Genomic DNA, 23,464 nt, shown 5'->3' with positions numbered 1-23,464 from the left:
CGCCATGAAGCCACGCCTCATTCTGCTTGCCTGGGCCCTCTGCACGCTGTGCCCCCTGGCGGCCCAACGCATCACGCGCAGCTACCATCGCGTGCCGCTTCCCCGGGTGCTCGCCGACCTCGAACGGGCCAGCCGCCGCTATACCATCAACTTTATCTACGACGAACTGGAGGACTTCACCGTCACCGTACAGCTGCGCGGCCGCACCATTCCCGAGGCCGTGCGCGAGGTGCTCGGCTTCTACCCCATGCGGCTGACCATGGGCGACAGCCTGATTTTCGTGGAATGCACGCAGAAAGAGGGCTTCAAGGCCATGGGGCGAGTCGTTGATACCCAAGGAATACCCGTGGCCTACGCCAACGTGGCCCTGCTCAACCCCTCGGATTCCAGCCTCATGGCCAGCGGTGTGAGCAACGAAGGCGGCGACTTTGTGGTGCCATGCCACTGCCGGCGGGCGTTGCTGCGGGTGTCGTTTGTGGGCTATCGGACGCTGTGGCGCACGGTCGACGTGGGCCCGTTGGGCACGCTTCGCCTCACGCCCGACAGCTACACGCTGCAAAAGGTCAACGTGAAAGGGATGCGACGGGTGGTCAGAAGCGAGGTGGACCGGCTGCAATATCTCGTGGCCAACGACCCCTACGCGCTCGGAATGAACGGCATCGAGGTGATGAGCCGCGTGCCCATGCTCTGCGTGAACGACGAGACGGTCTCTGTTGTAGGCAAGGGAGCCATCCATTTCATGCTCGACGGGCGCGTCCTTGAGATGTCGGACGAGGGCATTCGGGCCAAGCTGCGTAGCCTGAAAGCCGAAGATATTGAGCGCATTGAGGTCATGACCATTCCTCCGGCCAAGTATAAAGCCGAGGCCAACGGCGGCTACGTGAACATCGTGATGCGCCGCGACCAGACGCGGGGATGGAGTGGAAGCCTCACGTCGTGCGTGCAGCGGCAGTACCGCAGCCGCCTGATACCCGAAGCGAATGCCAGCTATGTGTCGCGGAAAATAGAGATGTCGGCCAGCGTGAGCGCCGACATCGGCCATGTGTACAACCACCAGCGCAGCGTGTTCACCTTTGACGACGGCCGCCGGCGCACGTCCGACCGCACGAGTGAAACCTATTGGCCGCTGGCCGACGCCAGTTCCATCGTGAAGTTTCTGCCCACGCAGCGGCTCGAAATAGGGGCCATGGCCAGTGTGCACATCGACCGCACGCGAGGCCGCCAGACCGATCTCACCATTGAGACAGACAGCACACGCAGCACGGCCGACAAGCCGGCGGTGTGGAACCACAGCGTCAGCACTACGCTTTATGCCGACTGGCGGCTCGACAGCCTGGGCAAAACCGCGAGCCTGAACTACAATTTCTTCGGCAGCAGCGACCCTTATCGCAGCGAGAACACCTCCGTTTCGAGCGACGGGCGGGCGGAGGAGCTGCGCTCGTCGAGCCGCGCCCGCTACCGCATTCACGCCCTGAAACTCGACTTTGAGCTACCTTTCAAGGCCCTTCACGTGGAAACCGGGGCCGCCTACACCCACATTTCCAACCGCTCGGGCATCGTGGTGGAGAACCGGACAGCCGGCCAATGGATAACGAATACCAACGAAAGCAACGACTTCGGCTACTCGGAACACAGTGCGGCCAGCTACTTTTCGGCCCGCCGCAACCTTGGCAAACGGCTCCTGGCACAGGCCGGACTGCGCTACGAATACACCTGGACGCACGGCCGTCAGCACACTACCGGGCAGACCAACAGCAACCATTACAGCCGCCTTTTCCCCACGCTTCACCTCAGTTGGCAGCCTCATGAGGGCCACGTTGTCGGCCTGGCCGTGAACTGTGGAATAGGTCGTCCCAACTTCAACGACCTGAATCCGTTTCGCAGCTACACCACCGTGACCAACTATGTAACGGGAAATCCGCAGCTCACGGCGGCCTACACGCGCAACGCCGAGCTCAACTACAACAATGGACGGGGACTTTATCTCGTTCTCTACAACGACCACGGCAGCAACGAGACAGGCTGGAACGTGGCCTTTGGAACCGACGGAACACAGGTGGGCAGCCCCGTCAACGGCGTGCGTCACGACAAGAGCGGACTCTACTCCACCTACAAACGGAACCTGCTGTCCTGGCTCAACGTGCAGGCAGAAGCCGAAGTTTACTACCACAATGCCCACGCTGACGCGCTGTCCAACCTGCAATCCATGCACGGTTGGGGCCGGCGCATGGGCGGCACGCTGGCCTTGATGCTCAATGCGCAGAAGACGCTCGTGGCCTCCGTAACCTGCCATCACGACTTCTCCGCCTACTGGCAGACGAACCGCACCGGCCCCCTGACCCGTCTTTACTGGGCTCTCGCCTACAGCTGCATGGACAACCGGCTGAAGCTGCGCCTGGCGGGCGGCGACCCGTTCCGCTGGAACGTCACCCACACCACGGCCCGCTACATCGGCTTCACCGCGCAAAACAGCCTGGACGTACACGCCCGTTACCTCTCCTTGCGCGCCACATGGAGCTTCGGCGGCCGCCACATCAAAAAGGTATATCACGACAACCGCGACACCGAAACCCACCGGGCGGGCAAATAGCCCGCCCGATTCCTGACGCTTTCCCTGCCATCTTAAAAAGTAAGAAAACTGTAATCGACTACAAAATTCTTATCATTTATTTGTAGTCGACTACAAAATTCTTACCTCTACAGCGAACCATCATGGTTTCTCCACGACGGACAGTCGCATGAAAAGGCTGGGAAAAGAGAATGTATATTGAGAAAAAGCCGTCGTCTGCCCCCACCACGCGGGCAAGTCATTCAGCTCCTCCCCGTCACGATCTTCTTGATGTCGTTGAGCTTGTTCAGGGCTTCGACGGGCGTAAGGTTGTTAATATCGAGGCCCAGAATCTCGTCGCGCACCTGCGAGAGCACGGGATCGTCGAGCTGAAAAATGCTGAGCTGCATGCCGTCGCGGCTGTCGGCCAGCCGCTCCACCGACGGTTTGCCCACGCTGCCCACCTCTGCATTGTCGGCCTCGAGCTGCTTGAGGATGGTCTTCGAGCGCGAAACGATGGAGCGGGGCATGCCTGCAATCTCGGCCACATGGATGCCAAACGAGTGCTCCGAACCGCCCGGCTGCAGCGTGCGCAGGAAGATAACGCGGCCGTCCACCTCCCTCACCGACACGTTGTAGTTCTTGATTCGGGCGAAATGCTTCTCCATTTCGTTGAGCTCATGGTAGTGGGTGGCGAAGAGCGTGCGGGCCCGCGACCGGGGTTGCTCGTGCAGATACTCCACGATGGCCCAGGCGATGGAGATGCCGTCGTAGGTGGAAGTGCCGCGCCCCAGCTCGTCGAAGAGCACCAGCGAGCGCGGCGACACGTTGTTGAGAATGTCGGCAGCCTCGGTCATTTCGACCATAAACGTGGACTCTCCCAGCGAAAGGTTGTCGCTGGCACCCACTCGAGTGAAGATCTTGTCCACCACACCGACTTGCGCACGCTCGGCAGGCACGAAGCATCCAATCTGTGCCAGCAGCACGATGAGGGCCGTCTGGCGCAGCAGGGCCGACTTACCGGCCATGTTGGGGCCGGTAATCATCATGATTTGCTGCTTCTCGCTGTCGAGCCTCACATCGTTGGGCACATAGCATTCGCCCAGCGGCATCTGCGTCTCGATGACGGCATGGCGGCCCTGACGAATGTCGATGGCGTCGCCGTCATCGACGATAGGGCGCACGTAGCCATTGTCTTCCGCCACCTTGGCAAAGGAGAGCAGACAGTCGATGTGGGCCAGCACATTGGCGTTGATCTGTATCTGCGGGATAAATTCCTGCATGTCGTTGATGAGTTCGGTGAAGAGGCGCGTCTCGAGCATCAGTATCTTCTCCTCGGCTCCCAGTATCTTCTCCTCGTATTCTTTCAGTTCGGGCGTGATGTATCGCTCGGCCTGGGCCAGCGTCTGCTTGCGTATCCAGGTGTCGGGCACGCGGTTGCGGAACGTGTTGCGCACCTCAAGGTAGTAGCCGAACACGTTGTTGAAGCCCACCTTGAGCGACGAAATGCCCGTCTGCTCGGTCTCGCGCTGCTGGATTTGCAGCAGATAGTCCTTGCCGCCGCGCGAGATGGCGCGCAGCTCGTCGAGCTCGGGGCTGTAGCCCTCGGCGATGACGCCACCCTTGCTGGCCAGCTGCGGCGGGTCGGGCTGCAGCTCGCGGCCGATGCGCTCGCGCAGACTCTCGCACAGGCTGAGCTGTTCGCCCAGCCGTTTCAGGCTGTCGTTGCCGGCGCTCTGGCAGTCCGACTTGACGGGCTGCACGGCCATGAGCGCATTGCGCAACTGCATCACCTCGCGCGGCGACACGCGGCCCACGGCCACTTTGGAGATGATTCGCTCCAGGTCGCCCACGCGATGGAGCTGCTCATCGACCGCCATGCGGAAGTCGGGCTGGCGGAAAAAGTAGTCGACCACGTCCTGACGGTCGGCGATGGAACGCGTCTCCTTGAGCGGAAACACCAGCCAGCGGCGCAACAGACGGCCGCCCATGGGCGTGACCGTGCGGTCTATCACGTCGAGCAGCGAGAGGCCGTCGTCCTGCATGGGCTGGAGCAACTCCAGCGAGCGGACGGTGAACCGGTCGAGGCGCACGTACTTGTCTTCCTCGATGCGCTGCAGGGCGGTGATGTGTTTGATGCTGGTATGCTGCGTGAGCTCCAGGTACTGCATGATGGCCCCGGCCGCCACGACACCCGCGCGCAGGTGTTCCACGCCGAAGCCCTTGAGCGATTTCGTGCCGAAATGCTTGAGCAACTTCTGCCGTGCAGCCTGTTCGGTGAACACCCAGTCGTCGAGCTCGAACACGCAGTGCTTGGTGCCGAAGAAGCGTTCAAAGTCTTGCTTGCGCGCGCGCTCATAGAGCACCTCCTTGGGCGAGAAGCTGCCCAGCAGCTTTTCCACGTAGTCATACGTGCCCTGGCCGGTGAGGAACTCGCCCGTCGAGATGTCGAGCAGGGCGATGCCACAGGCTGCCTTGTCGAAGTGGACGGCGGCGAGGAAGTTGTTTTCCTTGTAGTTCAGCACGTTGTCGCTCAGGGCCACGCCGGGCGTCACCAGTTCGGTGATGCCCCGCTTCACCATCTTGTCCATCTCAGAGAGGCCCCGCTTGCCCTTGATGGCCTCGCGTTTCTTCTTGGGATCTTCCAGCTGGTCGCAGATGGCCACGCGCTTGCCGGCTCGGATGAGCTTGGGCAGATAGGTGTCGAGGGCGTGGTGCGGGAATCCGGCCATGGCCGTCTCGCCGGTGTTTCCGCCGTTGTTGCGCTTGGTGAGGGTGATGCCCAGCACGCGTGCGGCCTCTACGGCGTCGCTGCCGTAGGTCTCGTAGAAGTCACCGCAACGGAAGAGCAGCATGGCGTCGGGGTGCTTGGCCTTCATCGAGAAGAACTGCTTCATCATCGGTGTGAGGGCCTTTTCGTTGTTTGCCATAAGGAATTGGGCTTGGGTTGCTTATTTGTAGTCGACCTTGATGACCACCACCCGGATGTGCTGGTCGGGCAGGTCGGTCTTCACTTTGGCGATGTGCCAGTCGCCGGGAAAGAAGATAAAGAACTCGTCGGGGCGGCTGTCGTAAAAGCGGGCCCTCGCCACATCGTAGTCGTAATGGATAACATCGGGGCGGTAGACCGTGTTGGGCGTGCTGGTGTAGTGGTCGATGAGTCCGAAACGCTCGGTGCCCCGCACCACGTACTGGAAGTCGATGTGGTGGTAGTGGCTCTCGGAACGCTGCCGGGCGAGGTCCCGGTTCTCGTCGTCCTCCACGCTAGCCACGAGCGTGGTGCCGGGGATGGGCGTGCGGCCCTTGGGCAGGGCCAGCAGGTCGGTCTGCTGCACCCACTCGAACAGGGCGCGCCACTGCGCGGGATTCTTCCGGTATTGCAGGTAGAAGTCCACGGCATTCACCGTGGCGTGGGGCGAGGCCTTGGTGAATCCGTTGCGCCATGCGCCGCTCTTCACCCACTCGGCGGCCTCGCTGCGCAGCGTCTTGTCGGCATAATACTGCGTGTAATAGCCCTGCGCATGCAGGGCGAGGGAGCACAATGCGCCCACGATGAGCGTCATGATCTTTTTCATTCCTGTTGTTTTATTTCTTTACAAGATTGCCCAACCCCGCCAGCAACGCACGCGCCAAGGGGTTGTTGTCGAAGTTTTCGGCCTCGTCTTCCGGCGCCGTTTCCTCGGCCGGCTCCATCTTGCGCGGGTCGCGCTCCACCACCTTGTAGGCCGAACGGCCGTGGATGCGGGTGCGCACGAAGCCCGCATCCTGCAAGGCGAAGCCCACATCCTGGTTGACATGCTCGCCCGGCGTCCAGTAAGGGTACTCCTTCATCAGCCTGTCGATGATGGCATCAACGTAGGTTGCCTTCACCTTCTTGCCGCGCGGGGCGGCCGAATAGAGCATGGAGACCATCTTCACCAGGTTGTCGGCCTCCTGGAAAGGCGAGTTCTGCACGGCCATTCCCTCGCGGTCTTCGTCGGTGAGGGCAAAGTCGGCGCCGCTGTCTATCTCGGCCTTGAGCTGCGCATAGAGCTGTGCGTAGGGCACGGGTGTCTGCAGGTCGATGCGCCGCTCCACCTCGACACACACCAGATGGGCCGCGCCGGCGGCGTCGGTCATGGGGTGCAGGTTGCCCGTGGTGGCGATGAAGGCCGCATAGCTGGCGCGCCGTTCGCGCGTAGCGCCGTAGGGCAGGCGCAGCACCGGCGTGCTGCGCGCAAAGAGATAACGGGCCACGGGCTGCTGGTCGGTGTTGTCCTGATAGAACTCGTCCAGGCAAAGCAGCAGATGAGTGGTGACCAGATGGTGCACCTCGGCCGTGGCGCGCACGTGTATCTGGTCGGTGTAGTAGGGCCGCAGCTCGGGGGGCAGGATGAGGTTGCAGAACGAGGTCTTGCCGTAACCGTACTGTCCCACGATGACGGGCACAATGACATCGCGCTGCGGCACCTCGTAGCCCATCCAGCGTGCCACCATCTGCAGCATCCACTTGTGGAAGCGGCGGCACCAGTCGGGGTTGGAGGTGATGATGCGTTGGGCAAAGGGCGTCACATGGTCAGTGCCGTCCCACTCGTCCAGTTCCCCCAGCCAGGCCTCGGCAGGATTCCATTGCTCGATGAGCGTGGACTCCAGATAGCGGGTGAGCAGCGCGTCGGTGAGCCCCACGCCGTCGCGTCCGGCCTCGAGCACGAGCGTGTTGGCCGCCTCCTTGGACAGCGGCCTGAAGTCGTCGCCGCCCTTGGGAGCGTAGAGCGTTTCGCCGGTGAGCACGTTGCGGCGCAGCTGGCAATGGGATTCGAGATAGGTCAATGCGTCCATGAGCAGATGCTTGTTTTTGCCTACAAAGATAGCAAAAAGATGGCAAAAACGGGTCGGCCGCACCCCGTAAAAATGCCCGTATCGGTGCCTCGGCCGCACCGAACAGCCGCCGCCGGCCCGCCGTGGCCCTGCGATTGCGCCGCAAAGGCCGTGCGATTACGGGGAAATGGCCGCGCGATTACGGCGCAAACGCAGTGCGATTACGCCGTTTTCGCAAAGCGAATACAGCGTAGAAACCGCGCGATTACACAGGCTCTTGACGCAGACAACATGGTCTTTCGCCAAAAGCCACCGCGCAAAATTTTGAATTTTGAATTCTGAATTTTGAATTAATACGCCATTTATCGCCAAAAGCCACCCCGCAAAATTTTGAATTCTGAATTCTGAATTTTGAATTAATACGGCGCGGCATTTTGAATTTTGAATTCTGAATTTTGAATTAATACGGCGCGGCATTTTGAATTTTGAATTCTGAATTTTGAATTACAACCGTCTTATTGCTCCGTGAACAACACCTGCACCATCGTCTGTCCCACGGCCTTGAGAGTGTTTTTGTCGATGTGTTGCAGGTCGTCGGCCAGTGTATGCCACGTGGGTCCGAACGAACTCTGCCGACAGTCAGGGTAATACGGAATGACGTCGATGCAGGGAATGCGGGCCGTCTGGTTCAGGGGCACGTGGTCGTCGGTAATCATACCGCCGTCGGCCTTGGGGAAATAAGAGCCGTAGCCGGCCTGACGGGCGGCGCGCCAAACCTTTTTGACAATCTCGGGAGCATACTGCATGGACATGCCCTCCCGGTAGAACCGTGCGCCCTGACCGCCCACCATGTCGAGCAGGATGCCGTAGCGGGGGGCGTAGCCCTGGGGCAAGTGGGCTGCGAAATGCTGGGCGCCGAGGGCCCAGGAGCCGGCATCGTCGGGCAGAGAGCTCCATTGCGGCGTGCCCCAGTCCTCGGCATCGAAGCACACGAAGTCCACGCCGAGCTCCAGTTTCTGCCCGCCCTTGCCCGTGGCGGCTGCCGATTGCAGCAGCCGCGCCAGCTCCAGCATGACGGCTACGCCGCTGGCCGCGTCGTTGGCGGCGAGGATGGGCTTGCGCCAGTTCAGCGAGTCGGGGTCGTTGTCGGCCCAGGGACGCGAGTCCCAGTGGGCGCAGAGCATGACGCGTGTGGTGGCCGCGGGGTTGTGGCTGGCCATGATGTTGGTGCTGTTCAGCAGGGTGCCGTCGTAGCCCTTGAGCCGGGCCCGCTGGGTGGTGACGGTGCAGCCATACTGCCGGAACCGGGCCACGAGCCAGTCGAGACACTGCTCATGGCCGCGCGAATTCATGTCGCGCGGACCAAAATCGCACTGCGCCCGGACAAAGGCATAGGCCGAATCGGCATTGAACTCCGGGCCCACGGGGGCCAGTTTCTCGGCCTCCTCGGTCTCTTCTGCTTCGTTGCTGCCGGCCCCGGCGGCCTCGCGCCAGCCCTTGTAGACGCCGCTGGCATAGAGGCCGACGATGGCTGCGGCGGCCACGGCTATGGTTATCTTCATGGATTTCTTCATTGAGACTTGCTTGTTGTGGTGTGTTCTATCGTTTGGACGACTGCACAAGCGACATGACGCGCAGCCAGTTGCCTCCCCATATCTTCTGGATGTCGCGCTCGCTGTACTTGCGTCGCAGCAGGTGGAGCGTGAAGTTGATGAGCTCGGAAGCGTCGGCACAGCCCCGCACGGTGCCGTCACCGTCGAAGTCGGTGCCGATGCCCACGTGGTCTATGCCCATGATACTGATGGCGTGCTCCAGGTGGTCGATGGCGTCCATCAGCGTGGCCTCGCCCTGACGGCGCAGGAATCCGTGGTAGAGCGTCACGTGGGCCACGCCGCCCTTGCGGGCCAGGGCACGCAGCTGGTCGTCGGTAAGGTTGCGCGGCACGTCGCACAGGGCACGGCAATTGCTGTGCGAACACACGATGGGCGTGCGGCTGATGTCGAGCGCATCGTAGAACGACTTCTCGGCACCATGGCTCAAATCGACCATGATGCCCTCGTCGTTCATGCACCGAATGACTTTTTCGCCGAACGTTGACACGCCGCCGTGCATGCCGCTGCCGCGTGCACTGTCGCAGATGTCGTTGTCGCCGTTGTGGCAGAGCGTGATGTAGACCACGCCGCGCCGGGCAAAGTGGCGCACGTTGGCCAGGTCGTGGTTCAGGGCCAGGCCGTTCTCGATGCCGAACATGATGCTCTTACGCCCCTTGCGCTTGTCCTCATAGAGGTCGGCCGGCGTGCGGGCGATGCTGATGTAGAGGCTGTTTCGGTCGACAATCTGCTCGAGCTTGTTGAAGATAAGGTCGGCGTAGGCCGTGGGCGAGAGCTGTGGCGGCAGGTCTTTCAGGTCGGGATTGTGGCGGATGATGCCGCCCACGTCCACCTTTTGCGAGAACTGCTCGCCGAGTTTGGGCTGCGGCAGGTAGGCCACCATGATGACGGCGTCCTGCCGGCCCTCGGTCATCTTGTGCAGATCGTAGAGTATTCGCGGGTCGCGATGGTCGAATTGCACGCCCTGCGGAAAGAACATCGGCGTGTCGCAATGGGTGTCGAGCGTGAGGATGCGCTGGTGCAACTCCTTGGCCACATGGAAATTGTGGGCGCGGCTGACGAGCCATCGGAAGAGTTTCTGCCCCTCCTCGCCCAGCCATTCGGGATGCCACTGCACGCCCATAATGGGCTTGAACTCGGCACTCTCCATGGCCTCGGCCACGCCGTCGGGGGCCACAGCCGTGATGCGGAAGCGGCGGCCGGGGTCGGAAACAGCCTGATGGTGGAAGGAATTGACGGTCAACCTACAGCCCTCAATGGCAACTCCTTCCTGGCTTTCCCCAATGGGGGAGAGGGAATGAGCGCCCATTCTGCTCTGCTCTGCTCCAGCGAGGGAGGAGGAATGAACGCCGTAGATCTCGGAAAGACAGGAACCGGGGGCGATGGCGATGGTGTGGGTGGGCTCGCTGCGGTCGGCATCCTGCGCGTGTTTGATGCGTGGATGCAGATGCTCCGCCGGCCGGCCGGCCTCCTTCCCCGTTGGAGAGGGGGTAGGGGAGAGGCCGCGAGGGGCTTCGACGTCTACGTCCTGCGCCACCTTTCCCCCCAACGCCACGGCCAGAGTCTGCATGCCACGGCAGATGCCGAGCATGGGAATCTGGCGGTTGAAGGCCAGACGCGTGAGCATCAGCTCGGGCAAATCGCGCTCGGCATTGATGCCATGAAGCAGGGGCGAGGGCTCGTCGCCCGCCCAGAGCGGGTTGTAGTCGCCGCCGCCGGTGAGCAACAGGCCGTCCAAATGGTCGAGCGTGTTGACCAAAACCTGCTTGTCGGCCACGGGAGGAATAAGGATTGGGATGCCGCCGGCCGCCACCACCTGCTTGTAATAACGGTCGCGCAGGGTGGCATCGCCGTCGGAATAATTGGTTGTGATGCCAATCATCGGGCGACGATTGGCTTCGGGGAACGTCGCATAGACGGCTGTCAGATGCGACTCAAGGTCGAAATGGTTCATGATTCTTCAAAGCTCACAGGTATCTCGCGCTTGATACTCTGCTCCAAAGAGATAAGCGTCTCGGTGGAAACAACGCCTGGAATGGTCTGCAACTTGTTGTTGAGCAGGTCCATCAACTGCTCATTGTCGCGTGCATAAGCCTTGAGAAGCATGGTGTAGGGACCGGTGGTGAAGTGGCATTCCACAATCTCCGGAATGCTGTCCATGCGTTTCACCACCTCTTTATACATGGAGCCGCGCTCCAGATTAAGGCCTACGTAGGTGCAGGTGCTGTAGCCGAGGCTCTTCGGATTCACGTCGAAACCGCTGCCGGTAATGACTCCCGACTCCATGAGCCGCTGCACGCGCTGGTGGATGGCCGCCCTCGAGACACCGCATTCGGCCGCTACATCCTTGAAGGGAATACGGGCATTGCAGGAGAGAATGGAGAGTATCTTCTTGTCGAGATTGTCTATCTTTTCCATTTTAAACGTTTTATCATTTCGTCTGCTAAGTGTTAGCAAAAGTAGATAAACTAAATGAGATAGACAACAAAATGCACGGATATTTTCTCATATCCGTGCATTTTGCTCATGGTTCGCCCCTTGCAGGGGCATCGAAAGTCGTTGGCAGTTACTTGCGGCGGCCCTTGCCCTTGGCCGTCTTGGCTGCGGCGACCTTGGTCGGAACGGCTTCCGCCTTGTCGGCTGCGGCCTCGGGAGCCTCGATGCCCACGAGCTCGACGGTGAAGATGAGCGTGGAATAAGGCTTGATTTGGCCGGCAGCGCGGTCGCCGTAGCCCAGCTCCTGTGGGATATAAATCTCCCATTTGCTGCCCACGGGCATGTTGGTGAGGGCCTCTGTCCAGCCCTTGATGACGCGGTTGCACTCAAACTTGTCGGTCTTCTGCCCGTTGTGGCGCGACGTGGCGTCGAAAACGGTGCCGTCGATCATCTTGCCTTCGTAGACCACTTCCACCGTTTGCTCGGCCGTGGGCTTGGCTCCCGTACCGGCGGTGAGCACCTTATACTGCAGCCCCGAGGGCAGAGTCACCACGCCGCTCTTGGTTGCGTTGTCCTTGAGCCAGGCCTCGTTCTCGGCCTTGTAGGCGGCGTTCTTGGCCTCGGTTATGGCTTTGATGTGGGTCTCGTACAGGCTGCGGGCCTGCTCCATGCCGACAATGGCGGTGTCGCCCTGCACTCCGGCGAGGAATCCCTCGTGGAAAAGGGCGCTCGTCAGCGAGTCGGGCGTGCCGGCAAGTTCCTTGCCCATGCCGGGGAAAATCTGCGAGGCGGCCTGCCTGGCAATGTTGGTGCCGGCCATATAGGCCGTATAAGCAGGATCGGACGACTTGGCCACGGCCTCGCGGTAACCCCGCACAAAGTCGGCCATATAGGCCGTGTCCACACCCAGCTGACGCTGCAAATAAGTCTCAAGACCCTGTGTGGCGGCATAGCCGGCGGCGTAACTCATGCTGTCGGACGTCGTGGTGAGGGCGACTGCAAGCGAAGGTTGCGCTGCGGCAGCCTTCTTGTCCTTGTCTTTTTTCTTGCCGGCCTGTGCCGTGCTGAGCAGTGCACCAGCCAGAAGGATGGTGCCAAACAGAAATAACTTCTTCATAGCCAAGCGATTATTTTCCTACCTTGATGAGTTCAATCTTGAAGATAAGCGTGGAGAACGGCTTGATTTGGCCGGCCTGACGCTCCTTGTAAGCCAGGTTCTGAGGGATGTAAACCTCCCATACTGAGCCCTCGGGCATGTGGGTCAACGCCTCGGTCCAACCGGGAATGAACTGCTTGGGCTGGATGGTTACCGGGCCCTGGCCGTTGGTGTAGGAGCTCTCGAATACCTTTCCGTCGATGGTACGGCCCTCGTAATTCACCTTAACGGTGGTGGTATCGGTGGGAATGGCACCCTTGCCTTCCTTGATAACCTTGTACTGCAAGCCCGAAGGCAGGGTCACAACACCAGGCTTTTTCTTGTTCTCGGCCAGGAATTTCTCACCCGCTACCTTGTTGGGACCGAACTCTTTGAGCATGGTTTGGCTCTTGATGGACTCCATTTTGGACTGGGCAATCTGGTTGGCAGCCTCCGTGGTGAAGAGTGCTTTCTTGCCCGTTGCACCGGTGATGAAGCCGGCCAGGAGGTTCTTCAGCGAGATGGTCTTCGTGGAATCGGAGCCAAACACCTCGTGATTGATGCCCTTAACCATCTGTGTAGAGAGCTGCTGGCCCACCTGAAGGCCCATGATGTAGGCCTGTTTCTTCTTGTCGTCACCGGCATTGACACCCTCGTTGATACCCTTGACGAACTCGTCCATATAGGTAGTGTCGATCACTTGGCCCTGCTCAATGGCCTGGCGTACGTACTGAGACTGGAGCACGCCAATGGCATAACTCATGGAGTCCAGGTCGGTTTTCAAATCGGCTTTGGGGGTGGAGTTGCCGCAAGCACTGAACGCAGCAGCGGCGATAGCCATGACGGCTAATGCTTTCAAACTTTTCATTGGTTTATTTAAAATTGTTCTTTTATGGTCTTTCTGCAGTTGATTTACTTGACTTTGACGAGTTCCACGTCGAAGATGAGCGTGGCAAATGGCGGGATGGACTGGCCTGCGCCGCGCTCTCCATAGCCCAGCGTGTAGGGGATGAAGAAGCGATACTTGGCACCTTCCTGCATGAGCTGCAAGCCTTCTGTCCATCCTGCAATGACCTGATTGAGGCCGAACGTGGCCGTTTCGCCGCGGCGGTAGCTGCTGTCGAACACCTGACCGTCGATGAGCGTGCCCTCATAATGGCACTCCACCTGGTCGGTGGCAGCGGGCTTCCTGCCGTTACCCTCGCGCAACACCTGGTATTGCAGTCCCGAGGGCAGGGTCACCACACCCTCTTTCCCGGCATTCTCGGCCAAGAACTTCTCGCCGTCGGCCTTGCCCGACTTGGCTTTCTCCTCGGATTTCTGATCGAAAAACGCCTGCACGGCGGCCTGTGCGTCTCCCTCGGAAAGGGCAGCCTTGCCGGCAAAAACGTCCCGCAGTGCCTGCCCGAAGTCGTCAATGTTCAATTCCGTCGCGTTCATCTGCTGGAGCTGGTGCCCTATGCTCATGCCCAACGCGTAACTAACTTTGTCCATTTCGTCGTTTATAGATTAATGATTAATGTGCAAAGTTACTATTTTTAATCGGTCGCCACACCATTATTGGGGAAAAATTGTTATTTTTGTGCAATAATAACAGTTCATCACGAAAAGCCTATGAAGAAGAAAATTGTGTTTCTCACAGGGGCCGGCATGTCGGTAGAGAGCGGCTTCAAGACGTTCCGCGGCAACGACGGACTGTGGGAAAACTACCCCGTGGAGCAGATAGCCTCGCACGAGGGCTGGGAGGCCAACCCCACTTTGGTGACTGAATTCTACAACAAGATGCGGCGAAAGCTGTGGGACGCCGAGCCCAACGAGGGCCATCGGCTCATTGCCGGCATGGAAAAAGACTACGAAGTGTCCGTGCTTACGCAGAATGTGGACAACCTGCACGAGCGTGCCGGCTCGACAAACGTGATTCACCTGCACGGCGAACTCACCAAGGTGTGCTCGTCGGCCGAGCCTTACGATGCGCGCTACATCCGCTCGTTGAGCCAGGCCGACAGTGACGTGGCACCCGGAGCCACGGCCGGCGACGGCTCGTTGCTGCGGCCGTTCATCGTGTTTTTCGGCGAAAGCGTGCCCATGCTGGAGCCTGCGGCACGCGAGGCGACCGGGGCCGACGCGTTCGTTATCATCGGCACCTCGCTCAATGTGTACCCCGCAGCCGGGCTGGTGCAGTACACGCGGCGCGACTGTCCGGTGTATCTCATCGACCCCAATCCCGTATCGGCGGGCATCGGCCGGCAGGTCACCCACATCCGTAAGGGTGCTTCCGAGGGCATGGCCGAGCTGTTGCGGCTGCTCGGCCAGTGAGCCGCCACGGCAGCTCCACCCAGCCCCGCGGGCAGGGCCATGCGGCCGTCGCGACAGCTTACACCTCTTATTATATAGCGGCCTCACGGCCATACGCCGACATTTACACCGCCAACACAGGGTGCAGCCACTCGAAAGCTGCACCTTTTTCGTGGCGTTTCGCCCCGAAACCAACCGGCAAACCGCCTCCATCCCCCATCGTTCGCCCCCGTTGCAGCCCTCTTTCTCCCACACTCCACCCCCTCCCGGCCATTTCACCACCGCTTTCACCCACTTTTTTGCGCTTTGAGAGCCGCCAGCCGCAGCCGGAAGCCCCACTGTCGCCACGCGGAAGCCGCCGAAACGACATGCGACCATCGTGGTACGAATACTTTACACTTTTTTGTCGCACTTTGCCTGAAACTGCCGTGTAAAGCATATATTTTCCAAGCGTTTACGCCGTTTTTGCCAGAAAATACATATCTTTGCACCACATCAGTCCACAGCAATGAAAAAGACATTTATACTCTCTCTGGCCCTGCTTGCGGCGGCAAACGCCGCGGGCCAGAAGCGCGCCTTCACCATCGAAGACGTCTATCGTGTGAAATATGCCTCGTCGCCAACCGTTTCGGCCACGGGAATGCTGGCCTACGGAGTGAGCCGTCAAGACCTGGCGGCCCAGAAATCGTACTCCGACATCCTGCTCAACGTGCCCACCGCCTCCGGCCTGCAGGGCATCGCCCACGGAGAGACCCGTGCCGTGACGACCGACAGAAAGAGCTTTTCGCCCTTTTGGTCGCAGGATGGCAAAAGCCTCTACTTTTTGTCGTATGCCGACGGAACAACGCAGGTGTACCGCCACACCAACGGCCAAAACGAGAAAATCACCGACTATGCACTGGGTATACAGAGCCCCGTGCTCTCGCCCGACGGCAACCTCATCGCCTTTGCGGCCGAGGTGTTTCCCGAGATAGGCGGGGCCGACGGCAAGGCCAACAAGGAGGCAATGGACCGCAAAGCCCGCAACCCCATCCAGGCACACGTGGCCGACGAGCTGCTCTACCGCCACTGGACCAGCTACAGCGACGGCCGCTACTGGCACATCATCGTCTACAACATCAAGGAGAAAACCTACACCGACGTGACGCCCGGCCGCTTCCACAGCCCCGTGTTCTCGCCCGGAGGGCCCACGGGATTTGCCTTCTCGCCCGACTCGCGGGAGCTGTGCTACCTGAGCAACCACGACCTGCACCCCGAGGCTTCGACCAACTGCGACCTCTGGACGGTGCCCGTCGGCGGGGGCGAGGCCAAGAACATCACGGCCGAGAACCCCGCCTGGGACGGCAGTCCGCAGTACAGTCCCGACGGCCGATACATCGCCTACCGCTTCCAGCGCACGCCGGGCTACGAGAGCGACCGCTTCATTCTCGGCCTCTACGACCGGCAGACCGGCCGGAAAACCGTGCTCACCGAGCAGTTCGACAACTGGGTGGACGACTACAAGTGGGCCGCCGACTCGCGCAGCATCTACTTCCTGGGCCAGGAAAAAGGCTACGCGCCCCTCTACCGGCTCACGCTCAAGCCCGCCAAAACCGCATCGGCTCCCGGCACGACCGCCTCGAAGACGAACAAAACCACCCTGCAGCCCGACCGCATCACCAAACTGATAGGCCGCCGAGCCATCGGCAGTTTCGACGTAGACCGACAGGGCTACGTGTACTACACCTGGTCGTCGACCGGCCGCCCCGCAGAGCTCTACGTGTCGCGCCCTGACGGCAAAGCCGCATGGACCGACGCGCCACGCGCCCGGCAGAGCCTGTCCGAGCTGCCCGTCACCCACCTGAACGACAGTCTCGTGGCGGCCGTAGACTTCCGTCCCTCCGAGGCCATGTGGGTCACGGGGGCCGACGGCGACTCGGTGGAGTTCTTTGTGGTGAAGCCCCACGGCTTCGATCCCGCCCGCAGGTACCCCCTCGTCATCAATGTGCACGGCGGTCCGCAGATGCAATGGATGGACTCCTACCGTCCCGACTGGCAGGTCTACCCCGGCGCGGGCTACGTCGTAGCCTATCCCAACCCCCACGGCTCCACGGGCTACGGCCAGCAGTTCTGCCGCGCCATCAGCGGTTCGTGGGGTGGCCGGCCCTACGAGGACGTGATGCGCGTCACCGACGCCTTGGCCCAGCTCTCCTATGTGGACTCCACCCGCATGGGCGCCATGGGCTGGTCGTATGGCGGCTACTTCATGAACTGGCTGCAGGGACAGACCCGCCGCTTCAAGTGTCTGGCCTCGATGATGGGCCTCTTCGACCTGCGCTCCATGTGGGGCGGCACCGAAGAGTTGTGGTTCCCCAACTTCGAGCTGGAGGGACAGCCGTGGAACTCGCCGCTTTACCAGAAGTGGAGCCCCTCGGAATACGTGCGCAACTTCGCTACCCCCACGCTCATCATCACCGGCGAGCGCGACTACCGCGTGCCCTACATGCAGTCGGTGCAGTACTTCAACACCCTGCAGACGCTCGGCATCCCCTCCCGCCTCATCATCTTCGACAACGACGGGCACTGGCCCAGCGGCCTGAAATCGATGCCGCTCTACTACAATGCCCATCTGGAATGGTTCCACCAGTACCTCGGCGGGGCCCCGGCGCCCTGGGACAGCCGCAAGATGGCCATGCAGGCACCCTATGCCAAGCCATAGTCCGCATACTGCGCGGCGCGCCATTCCTTGTTGATGCGAGAGGTTCCGGCCGGCACGGCACGGGGCGGCACGCCGCAAACTACACACCGGCATGACGCGAACGTTGCACCGTCAAGCCACATCCTTTATGCCGTCAAGCCGCAACCTTTGCACCGTCAGGCCGTAACGGCAAAACCTCCACGGCGTAATCGCCCCGTGATTACGCCGTAAAGGCCCGGCGATAAAGCCGTAATCATCACGCGATTACGCCATTATCGCGATACGATTACATAGGGCATTGGCGGCCGGGAACATGTTTTCTCCCTATTTAGAACACGTGTTTTGCCGTAGGGGCCGGGCTCCGCGCCGGCCCGCATGCCCGTCGGGGCATTCCCGCCGCCGCCTGCAACACCCCCACTCCCCCGTCCGCACAGCTCCCGCCAGATGGTGGGGGCCTTTTTGCAAAGGAGCGATAAAAAGTCGACGAAAGTGCGGCCCGTCTCAGAATTTTGCCGTAACTTTGTGGAAAGCAAGCAAAACAGACGGAAGAAGAAACGGTATGGCGAAGCATTCCCTATGGCATGATGAATACTGGCTGCTGCTCATGCAACTCTATCTACGGCGGCCACAAGGCGTGAAGCCCCTCTACAGCCGCGCCCTCGTAGGCCTCGCCCTGGAGCTTCACATCGCTCCCGACTATCTCTACAGGCAGATGTTCAGGCTCCGGCAAATCGACACGCCGCGCCTGCAAAAGCTTTGGGACAAGTACGCCCACAGTCCGCGGAAGCTCGCACGCGGCACGGCACTGCTCCGACAGATGATTGGATTCGGCAACTCCGAGGAGTTCTATGCCGGCGTGGAGGTGAACGAGTCGTGGGAGAAAGACTTCAAACCCGTGGCCACCACCGATACCGACGCAGAGCCAATCACGCCCGTTCAGCTCATCATGATACTCGATCTCTACTTCCGTCTCACGCCCGTCACCATGGCGGCAGAGACTCCCGAGGTGGCCGAACTGGCCCGTCTGCTGCGCCTCACGCCCGAAAAGGTGGCCGAGGTAATGGCTGTCTTCAGGTTCTGCGACCCGTTGCTGTCGCGCGAAGACATCATCATCCACCCCCTGCTCACCCCTTGCATGCAAGTCTGGAAACGGTTCGGCAACGAGCGTCCCGAGAAGCTCGCCGCCCTGGCCGCCCAGCTTCAAGCCTATTTCAAAGCCTGACGCCCGCGCCAGGGCCCACCCATTCAGCCATGTCACAGAAACTCATCCAATCCCAGACCCAGCAGCAGGTGCAGCAGCAACGCCTGTCACAGCAGCAGATGCTCCAGGTGAAGCTGCTCGAGATGCCGCTGGCCGAGCTGGAACAAAACATCCTTACCGAGCTGGACGACAACCCGGCCCTGGAAGAACGGCGGGACGAACAGGAGGAGACCACGGCCGAACGGGAGCTGGCCGAAGACCGCGAGGCCGACGCCACCGACGAGCAATACGAGGAGAAGACCGAGCGCGAGGAGCGCGAAGAAGCCCTTGACAACGCACTGGAAAACCTGGGGAGCGACGACGAACTGCCGTCGCCCGACCTGCGGGCAGCCTCGCCCGGCAACCCCGACGCCGACTATGAGGAGATTGTCTGGGGCGATACCACCTCGTTTTATGACAAGCTCAAGGAGCAGATGGGCGAGCTGGAGCTCACCGATGGGCAGCGCGACATCATGGAATATCTCATCGGCTCGCTCGACAACGACGGGTTGCTGCGCAAGGACATGGGCGACCTCTGCGACGAACTGGCCATCTACCACAACATCGACGTGGACGAGTCGGAGCTCGTCGACGTGCTCCACCGCCTGCAAACGTTCGACCCCGCGGGCATCGGCGCCCGCTCGCTGCAGGAATGTCTGCTGCTGCAGATAGCCCGACGACCCGAGGGGCGGCTCAAGGAACTGATGCGCCGGGTGGTGGAGAGCCACTTCGACGAGTTCACCAAAAAGCACTGGGACCGCATTTCCACCGCCCTGCAGCTCACCCCCGACCAGGCCGACATCATCCGACAAGAGCTGAGCAAGCTCAATCCCAAGCCCGGAGCCGCCCTCGGCGAGACGCTGGGACGCAACACGCAACAGATTACTCCCGACTTCGTGGTCGATACCGACGATGCCGGCAACGTCAGTTTCAACATCAACCGCGGCCGCATTCCCGACCTCAAGGTGTCGCCCTCGTTCAACGAAATGGTCAACACCTACAAGACCAACCGGGAAAAAATGAACCGCCAGGAGAAAGAAGCATTGCTCTATGCCAAGGAAAAGGTGGAGAAAGCACAGGGCTACATCGAGGCCGTGAAGCAGCGCCGCCACACGCTCTACGTCACGATGAAGGCCATCATAGGCTGGCAAAAGAAGTTCTTTCAGGACGGCGACGAGGCCGATCTGCGCCCCATGATCCTCAAAGACATCGCCGAAAAGACCGGCCTCGACATTTCGACGATCTCCCGTGTGAGCAACATCAAGTATGCACAGACCCGTTGGGGCACCTACCCGCTGCGCTTCTTCTTCACCGACGGCTACGTCACCAAGGACGGAGAGGAGATGTCAACCCGCAAGATCAAGCTCGCCCTTAAGGACATGATTGGCCGTGAGGACAAGCGTCGGCCCCTCAGCGACGACGCCCTGGCCGCCGAAATGAAGAAGAAAGGCTTCCCCATCGCCCGCCGCACGGTGGCCAAATACCGCGAGCAGCTGGGGCTACCCGTGGCCCGGCTCCGCAAGAGTTAACATGAAAGAAAAGAATATCATCCTCACGGCACGCGTGATGAGCATGCTGCTCACCCCGTTCTACCTGCCGCTGGTAGGCCTCATTGCCCTGTTTATGTTCAGTTACATGAGCCTCATGCCCTGGCAATACAAGCTCATGGTAGTGGGCATGGTCTATCTGTTCACCATTCTTTTGCCCACCCTTCTCATCCACGGCTACCGCCGTTATCAGGGTTGGACGCCCCTCGAACTGGGGCGCAAGGAGCGGCGAATGGTACCTTATATTATAGCCATCCTCTGCTACTTCGCCTGCTACTACCTCATGAGCATGATGCGCATACCCCAGTTCATGGCCAACATTCTGGTGGCGGCGCTGGTTATTCAAGTAGTTTGCGCCGTCATCAATGTGTGGTGGAAGATTTCCACCCACACCGCAGCCATCGGCGGATTCGAGGGGGCGCTGCTGGCTTTCTCGGTCATCTTCGCCTTCAATCCCCTGTGGTGGTTCTGCGTCATCCTCATCATCGCCGGCATGGTAGGCAGCAGCCGCATGATTTTGCGCCAGCACACGCTCATGCAAGTGGTGGCCGGGTTCCTCGTAGGCATGGTTGCCGGGTTCTGGATGATTATATAAACGCGTAAATTTCAAAGCATACACGACATGAAACCAGTTATCAGCATCATCATGGGTTCCACAAGCGACCTGCCCGTTATGGAGAAAGCTTGCAATTGGCTGAACGACCAACAGATTCCCTTCGAGGTGAACGCGCTCTCCGCCCACCGCACGCCCGAGGCCGTAGAACGGTTTGCCCGCGAAGCCAAGGGCCGTGGCATCAAGGTCATCATTGCGGCGGCCGGCATGGCGGCAGCCCTGCCCGGTGTCATCGCGGCCTCCACGCCGCTGCCGGTCATCGGCGTGCCCGTCAAGGGAATGCTCGACGGTCTCGACGCGATGCTCAGCATCATCCAGATGCCGCCGGGCATCCCCGTGGCCACGGTGGGCGTCAATGCGGCCCAGAATGCGGCCGTGCTGGCGGCCGAAATGATAGCCATCGCCGACGAAGAAGTGGCTGCCAAGGTCGCCGACTGGAAGTCGGGCCTCGGCCAAAAGATAGAAAAGGCCAACGCAGAGCTCGCTGCCATCAAGGACTACGAGTACAAATGCAACTGAGCGTAGGCCCTCAAACGCAAAGCATATGATAGACTTGTTCAACTATCGACGGCGCGAAACCACCGAAGTGCACGTGGGCGCGCTCGGCATGGGCGGCGGCAACCCGGTGCGAATCCAGTCGATGACCACCACCGATACCAACGACACGGAGGCCAGTGTGGCCCAATCGGAGCGCATTATCAAGGCCGGAGGCGAGCTCGTGCGCCTCACCACGCAGGGCATTCGCGAGGCCGAGAACCTCAAAAACATCAATGCCGGCATCCGTGCCGACGGCTTCAGCACGCCCCTTGTGGCCGATGTCCACTTCAATCCGAACGTGGCCGACGTGGCGGCGAGGTACGCAGAGAAGGTGCGTGTCAACCCCGGCAACTACGTTGATCCCGCCCGACGCTTCGTCAAGCTGGAGTACACCGACGAGGAATACGCGCAGGAACTGCAAAAGATAGAAGCCCGTTTCGTGCCGTTCCTCAACATCTGCAAGGCCAACCACACGGCCATCCGCATCGGTGTGAACCACGGTTCGCTCTCCGATCGTATCCGAAACCGCTACGGCGACACGCCCGAGGGCATCGTAGAAAGCTGTATGGAGTTCCTGCGCATCTGCCGGCGCGAGCAGTTTGCCGACGTGGTCATCTCCATCAAAGCCAGCAACACGGTGGTGATGGTGCGGTCGGTGCGTCTGCTTGTGGCCCGGATGGAGGCCGAAGACATGCACTACCCCCTGCATTTAGGCGTTACCGAGGCCGGCGAGGGCGAGGACGGGCGCATCAAGAGCGCGGTGGGCATCGGGGCTCTGCTGGCCGACGGCATCGGCGACACCATCCGCGTGTCGCTCTCTGAGGAGCCCGAGGCCGAGATTCCCGTGGCCCGCCATCTGGCCGACTACGTGGGGCGCAAGGCCGGCCACCTCGTCATTCCGGGCGAAACCTACGCCAATTTCGACTGGTTGCACCCCGAACGCCGACACACCCAGCCCGTGGACATCGTCGGTGGACACCATGTTCCCATTGTCATCGGGGCCTCCCCAGACCCCTCCAACGGGAGGGAAGATGCTGCTTGTGACGCAGCCCAGTCTGCAACGAGCGGCAAGCCCAAGGCCGATTTCCTCTATGCGGGCGGCACATTGCCCGAGCAAATCGTGCCCGGACAGAGGTATATCGTGGACTATCAGCTCTACGCCCGGCTCCAACAACAGGGCCAAACGACTCCCGCCACCACCGGAAATGAGGCAAACGAGGCCGGAAATGAGACAAACGAGGCTGCAACCGGCAGCGACAAGGCCGTCGTGACCCACGGAGGAGCCACATTCTACCCCATTTTCCCCGTTATGGCCATGCCGTTCATTGGCCTGGTGCAAGCCAAGATGAAGTTTCTCGTGCTGCAATTCGGCACGCCCAGCGAGGAGTATCTCCCCTGCCTTAAGGCTCATCCCGAGGTGGTGGTGGTGTGTACAAGCAACCATCAGAACCGGCTTGGCGAGCAGCGGGCCCTCGTCCACGAAATGATGGCGGCCGGAGTAACCAATCCCGTGGTCTTCGCCCAGATGTACCGGCTCAACGACAAGGAGGAGTTCCAGCTCCGGGCAGCCGCCGACATGGGCGCCCTGATGATTGACGGGCTCACCGACGGCATCTGGCTCATGAACGAAGGAAGCGTCGGCACGGCCGACATCACCGACACGGCGTTCGGCATTCTACAGGCCGCACGCCTGCGTACAAGCAAGACCGAGTACATCAGCTGCCCGGGATGCGGCCGCACGCTCTACGACTTGCGCGAGACCATAGCCCGCATTCGCCAGGCCACAACCGCCATGAAAGGCCTCAAGATAGGCATCATGGGATGCATCGTGAACGGTCCCGGCGAGATGGCCGACGCCGACTACGGCTACGTGGGGGCCGGCCCCCACCGCGTTTCGCTCTACCGCCGGCAGGAGTGCGTGGAGAAAAACATCCCCGAGGAGGAGGCCGTGGACCGTCTGCTGCAGCTCATCGAGAACGACCGCCGCCGGCAATCGTGACCCGCCGGACTCCTATTCACAACTCTCCAA

The 23,464-nt window shown here is 60.8% G+C and carries 18 protein-coding genes; 8 read left to right on the top strand and 10 right to left on the bottom strand.

All coding sequences use genetic code 11. The features are described from left to right. Nucleotides 1-4 precede the first annotated feature (4 nt). Nucleotides 5-2,590 carry an outer membrane beta-barrel family protein gene (locus L888_RS0111300; protein WP_027952964.1) on the top strand — a complete coding sequence of 862 codons (2,586 nt, stop codon included), beginning with the start codon at nucleotides 5-7 and terminating at the stop codon, nucleotides 2,588-2,590. A 221-nt stretch (nucleotides 2,591-2,811) separates the two neighbouring features. On the opposite strand, the gene mutS is transcribed toward L888_RS0111300, so the two are convergent. From mutS to L888_RS0111255, 10 genes are all read right to left on the bottom strand, one after another. Next, the gene (mutS, locus tag L888_RS0111295) at nucleotides 2,812-5,478 is read right to left on the bottom strand and encodes a DNA mismatch repair protein MutS (RefSeq protein WP_027952963.1); all 2,667 of its coding nucleotides are present in this window, start codon (nucleotides 5,476-5,478) and stop codon (nucleotides 2,812-2,814) included. Between the two features lie 21 nt (nucleotides 5,479-5,499). Continuing rightward, nucleotides 5,500-6,123 carry a YhcH/YjgK/YiaL family protein gene (locus L888_RS0111290; RefSeq protein ID WP_005845410.1) on the bottom strand — a complete coding sequence of 208 codons (624 nt, stop codon included), beginning with the start codon at nucleotides 6,121-6,123 and terminating at the stop codon, nucleotides 5,500-5,502. A gap of 10 nt (nucleotides 6,124-6,133) precedes the next feature. Then, nucleotides 6,134-7,366 (bottom strand): VapE domain-containing protein, encoded by a 1,233-nt coding sequence (locus tag L888_RS0111285; protein ID WP_027952962.1) that lies wholly within the window; start codon nucleotides 7,364-7,366, stop codon nucleotides 6,134-6,136. A gap of 156 nt (nucleotides 7,367-7,522) precedes the next feature. Next, on the bottom strand, nucleotides 7,523-7,822 hold the full coding sequence (locus L888_RS14560) for a hypothetical protein (protein WP_156925006.1): 300 nt from the start codon (nucleotides 7,820-7,822) through the stop codon (nucleotides 7,523-7,525). A gap of 38 nt (nucleotides 7,823-7,860) precedes the next feature. Beyond that, on the bottom strand, nucleotides 7,861-8,919 hold the full coding sequence (locus L888_RS0111280; RefSeq protein WP_027952961.1) for a M28 family peptidase: 1,059 nt from the start codon (nucleotides 8,917-8,919) through the stop codon (nucleotides 7,861-7,863). 25 nt (nucleotides 8,920-8,944) lie between these two features. Further along, the gene (locus L888_RS0111275) at nucleotides 8,945-10,909 is read right to left on the bottom strand and encodes a membrane dipeptidase (RefSeq protein ID WP_027952960.1); all 1,965 of its coding nucleotides are present in this window, start codon (nucleotides 10,907-10,909) and stop codon (nucleotides 8,945-8,947) included. Next, complete coding sequence (locus tag L888_RS0111270; RefSeq protein WP_005845401.1) at nucleotides 10,906-11,373, bottom strand: Lrp/AsnC family transcriptional regulator; 468 nt, start codon at nucleotides 11,371-11,373, stop codon at nucleotides 10,906-10,908. The genes L888_RS0111275 and L888_RS0111270 overlap by 4 nt, the downstream gene beginning before the upstream one ends. A 148-nt stretch (nucleotides 11,374-11,521) precedes the next feature. Continuing rightward, nucleotides 11,522-12,508, bottom strand: a complete 987-nt coding sequence (locus L888_RS0111265; RefSeq protein ID WP_027952959.1) for an FKBP-type peptidyl-prolyl cis-trans isomerase — start codon at nucleotides 12,506-12,508, stop codon at nucleotides 11,522-11,524. Nucleotides 12,509-12,518: 10 nt separating this feature from the next. Then, a complete protein-coding gene (locus L888_RS0111260; protein ID WP_005845395.1) occupies nucleotides 12,519-13,394 on the bottom strand; it encodes an FKBP-type peptidyl-prolyl cis-trans isomerase N-terminal domain-containing protein in 876 nt (291 codons plus the stop codon). A 44-nt stretch (nucleotides 13,395-13,438) separates the two neighbouring features. Beyond that, nucleotides 13,439-14,020 carry an FKBP-type peptidyl-prolyl cis-trans isomerase gene (locus L888_RS0111255; RefSeq protein ID WP_027952958.1) on the bottom strand — a complete coding sequence of 194 codons (582 nt, stop codon included), beginning with the start codon at nucleotides 14,018-14,020 and terminating at the stop codon, nucleotides 13,439-13,441. A gap of 120 nt (nucleotides 14,021-14,140) precedes the next feature. Here L888_RS0111255 and L888_RS0111250 point away from each other — a divergent pair, with 120 nt between their 5' ends. From L888_RS0111250 to L888_RS0111220, 7 genes are all read left to right on the top strand, one after another. After that, nucleotides 14,141-14,842: an SIR2 family NAD-dependent protein deacylase gene (locus tag L888_RS0111250; RefSeq protein WP_027952957.1), complete on the top strand. Its 702-nt coding sequence runs from the start codon at nucleotides 14,141-14,143 to the stop codon at nucleotides 14,840-14,842. A 487-nt stretch (nucleotides 14,843-15,329) separates the two neighbouring features. Continuing rightward, a complete protein-coding gene (locus L888_RS0111245; protein WP_027952956.1) occupies nucleotides 15,330-17,519 on the top strand; it encodes a S9 family peptidase in 2,190 nt (729 codons plus the stop codon). A gap of 538 nt (nucleotides 17,520-18,057) precedes the next feature. Then, a complete protein-coding gene (locus tag L888_RS0111240) occupies nucleotides 18,058-18,720 on the top strand; it encodes a hypothetical protein (protein WP_027952955.1) in 663 nt (220 codons plus the stop codon). 29 nt (nucleotides 18,721-18,749) lie between these two features. Next, a complete protein-coding gene (gene rpoN / locus L888_RS0111235; protein ID WP_027952954.1) occupies nucleotides 18,750-20,267 on the top strand; it encodes an RNA polymerase factor sigma-54 in 1,518 nt (505 codons plus the stop codon). 1 nt (nucleotide 20,268) lies between these two features. Next, the gene (locus tag L888_RS0111230) at nucleotides 20,269-20,880 is read left to right on the top strand and encodes a phosphatase PAP2 family protein (protein ID WP_005845381.1); all 612 of its coding nucleotides are present in this window, start codon (nucleotides 20,269-20,271) and stop codon (nucleotides 20,878-20,880) included. Between the two features lie 27 nt (nucleotides 20,881-20,907). Beyond that, nucleotides 20,908-21,417, top strand: a complete 510-nt coding sequence (gene purE, locus L888_RS0111225) for a 5-(carboxyamino)imidazole ribonucleotide mutase (protein ID WP_027952953.1) — start codon at nucleotides 20,908-20,910, stop codon at nucleotides 21,415-21,417. A gap of 25 nt (nucleotides 21,418-21,442) precedes the next feature. Further along, a complete protein-coding gene (locus tag L888_RS0111220) occupies nucleotides 21,443-23,434 on the top strand; it encodes a 4-hydroxy-3-methylbut-2-en-1-yl diphosphate synthase (protein WP_027952952.1) in 1,992 nt (663 codons plus the stop codon). The last annotated feature ends 30 nt before the right edge of the window (nucleotides 23,435-23,464 follow it).

Origin of the sequence: Hallella seregens ATCC 51272 (assembly GCF_000518545.1) — a bacterium.
Lineage (GTDB): Bacteria > Bacteroidota > Bacteroidia > Bacteroidales > Bacteroidaceae > Prevotella > Prevotella seregens.
This window is presented reverse-complemented; position numbering and strand designations above follow the sequence as displayed.

Coding starts and splice junctions, on each gene's coding strand:
- L888_RS0111300 (WP_027952964.1), top strand. CDS start 5: ATGAAGCCACGCCTCATTCTGCTTGCCTGGGCCCTCTGCACGCTGTGC.
- mutS (WP_027952963.1), bottom strand. CDS start 5,478: ATGGCAAACAACGAAAAGGCCCTCACACCGATGATGAAGCAGTTCTTC.
- L888_RS0111290 (WP_005845410.1), bottom strand. CDS start 6,123: ATGAAAAAGATCATGACGCTCATCGTGGGCGCATTGTGCTCCCTCGCC.
- L888_RS0111285 (WP_027952962.1), bottom strand. CDS start 7,366: ATGGACGCATTGACCTATCTCGAATCCCATTGCCAGCTGCGCCGCAAC.
- L888_RS14560 (WP_156925006.1), bottom strand. CDS start 7,822: ATGCCGCGCCGTATTAATTCAAAATTCAGAATTCAAAATTCAAAATGC.
- L888_RS0111280 (WP_027952961.1), bottom strand. CDS start 8,919: ATGAAGAAATCCATGAAGATAACCATAGCCGTGGCCGCCGCAGCCATC.
- L888_RS0111275 (WP_027952960.1), bottom strand. CDS start 10,909: ATGAACCATTTCGACCTTGAGTCGCATCTGACAGCCGTCTATGCGACG.
- L888_RS0111270 (WP_005845401.1), bottom strand. CDS start 11,373: ATGGAAAAGATAGACAATCTCGACAAGAAGATACTCTCCATTCTCTCC.
- L888_RS0111265 (WP_027952959.1), bottom strand. CDS start 12,508: ATGAAGAAGTTATTTCTGTTTGGCACCATCCTTCTGGCTGGTGCACTG.
- L888_RS0111260 (WP_005845395.1), bottom strand. CDS start 13,394: ATGAAAAGTTTGAAAGCATTAGCCGTCATGGCTATCGCCGCTGCTGCG.
- L888_RS0111255 (WP_027952958.1), bottom strand. CDS start 14,020: ATGGACAAAGTTAGTTACGCGTTGGGCATGAGCATAGGGCACCAGCTC.
- L888_RS0111250 (WP_027952957.1), top strand. CDS start 14,141: ATGAAGAAGAAAATTGTGTTTCTCACAGGGGCCGGCATGTCGGTAGAG.
- L888_RS0111245 (WP_027952956.1), top strand. CDS start 15,330: ATGAAAAAGACATTTATACTCTCTCTGGCCCTGCTTGCGGCGGCAAAC.
- L888_RS0111240 (WP_027952955.1), top strand. CDS start 18,058: ATGGCGAAGCATTCCCTATGGCATGATGAATACTGGCTGCTGCTCATG.
- rpoN (WP_027952954.1), top strand. CDS start 18,750: ATGTCACAGAAACTCATCCAATCCCAGACCCAGCAGCAGGTGCAGCAG.
- L888_RS0111230 (WP_005845381.1), top strand. CDS start 20,269: ATGAAAGAAAAGAATATCATCCTCACGGCACGCGTGATGAGCATGCTG.
- purE (WP_027952953.1), top strand. CDS start 20,908: ATGAAACCAGTTATCAGCATCATCATGGGTTCCACAAGCGACCTGCCC.
- L888_RS0111220 (WP_027952952.1), top strand. CDS start 21,443: ATGATAGACTTGTTCAACTATCGACGGCGCGAAACCACCGAAGTGCAC.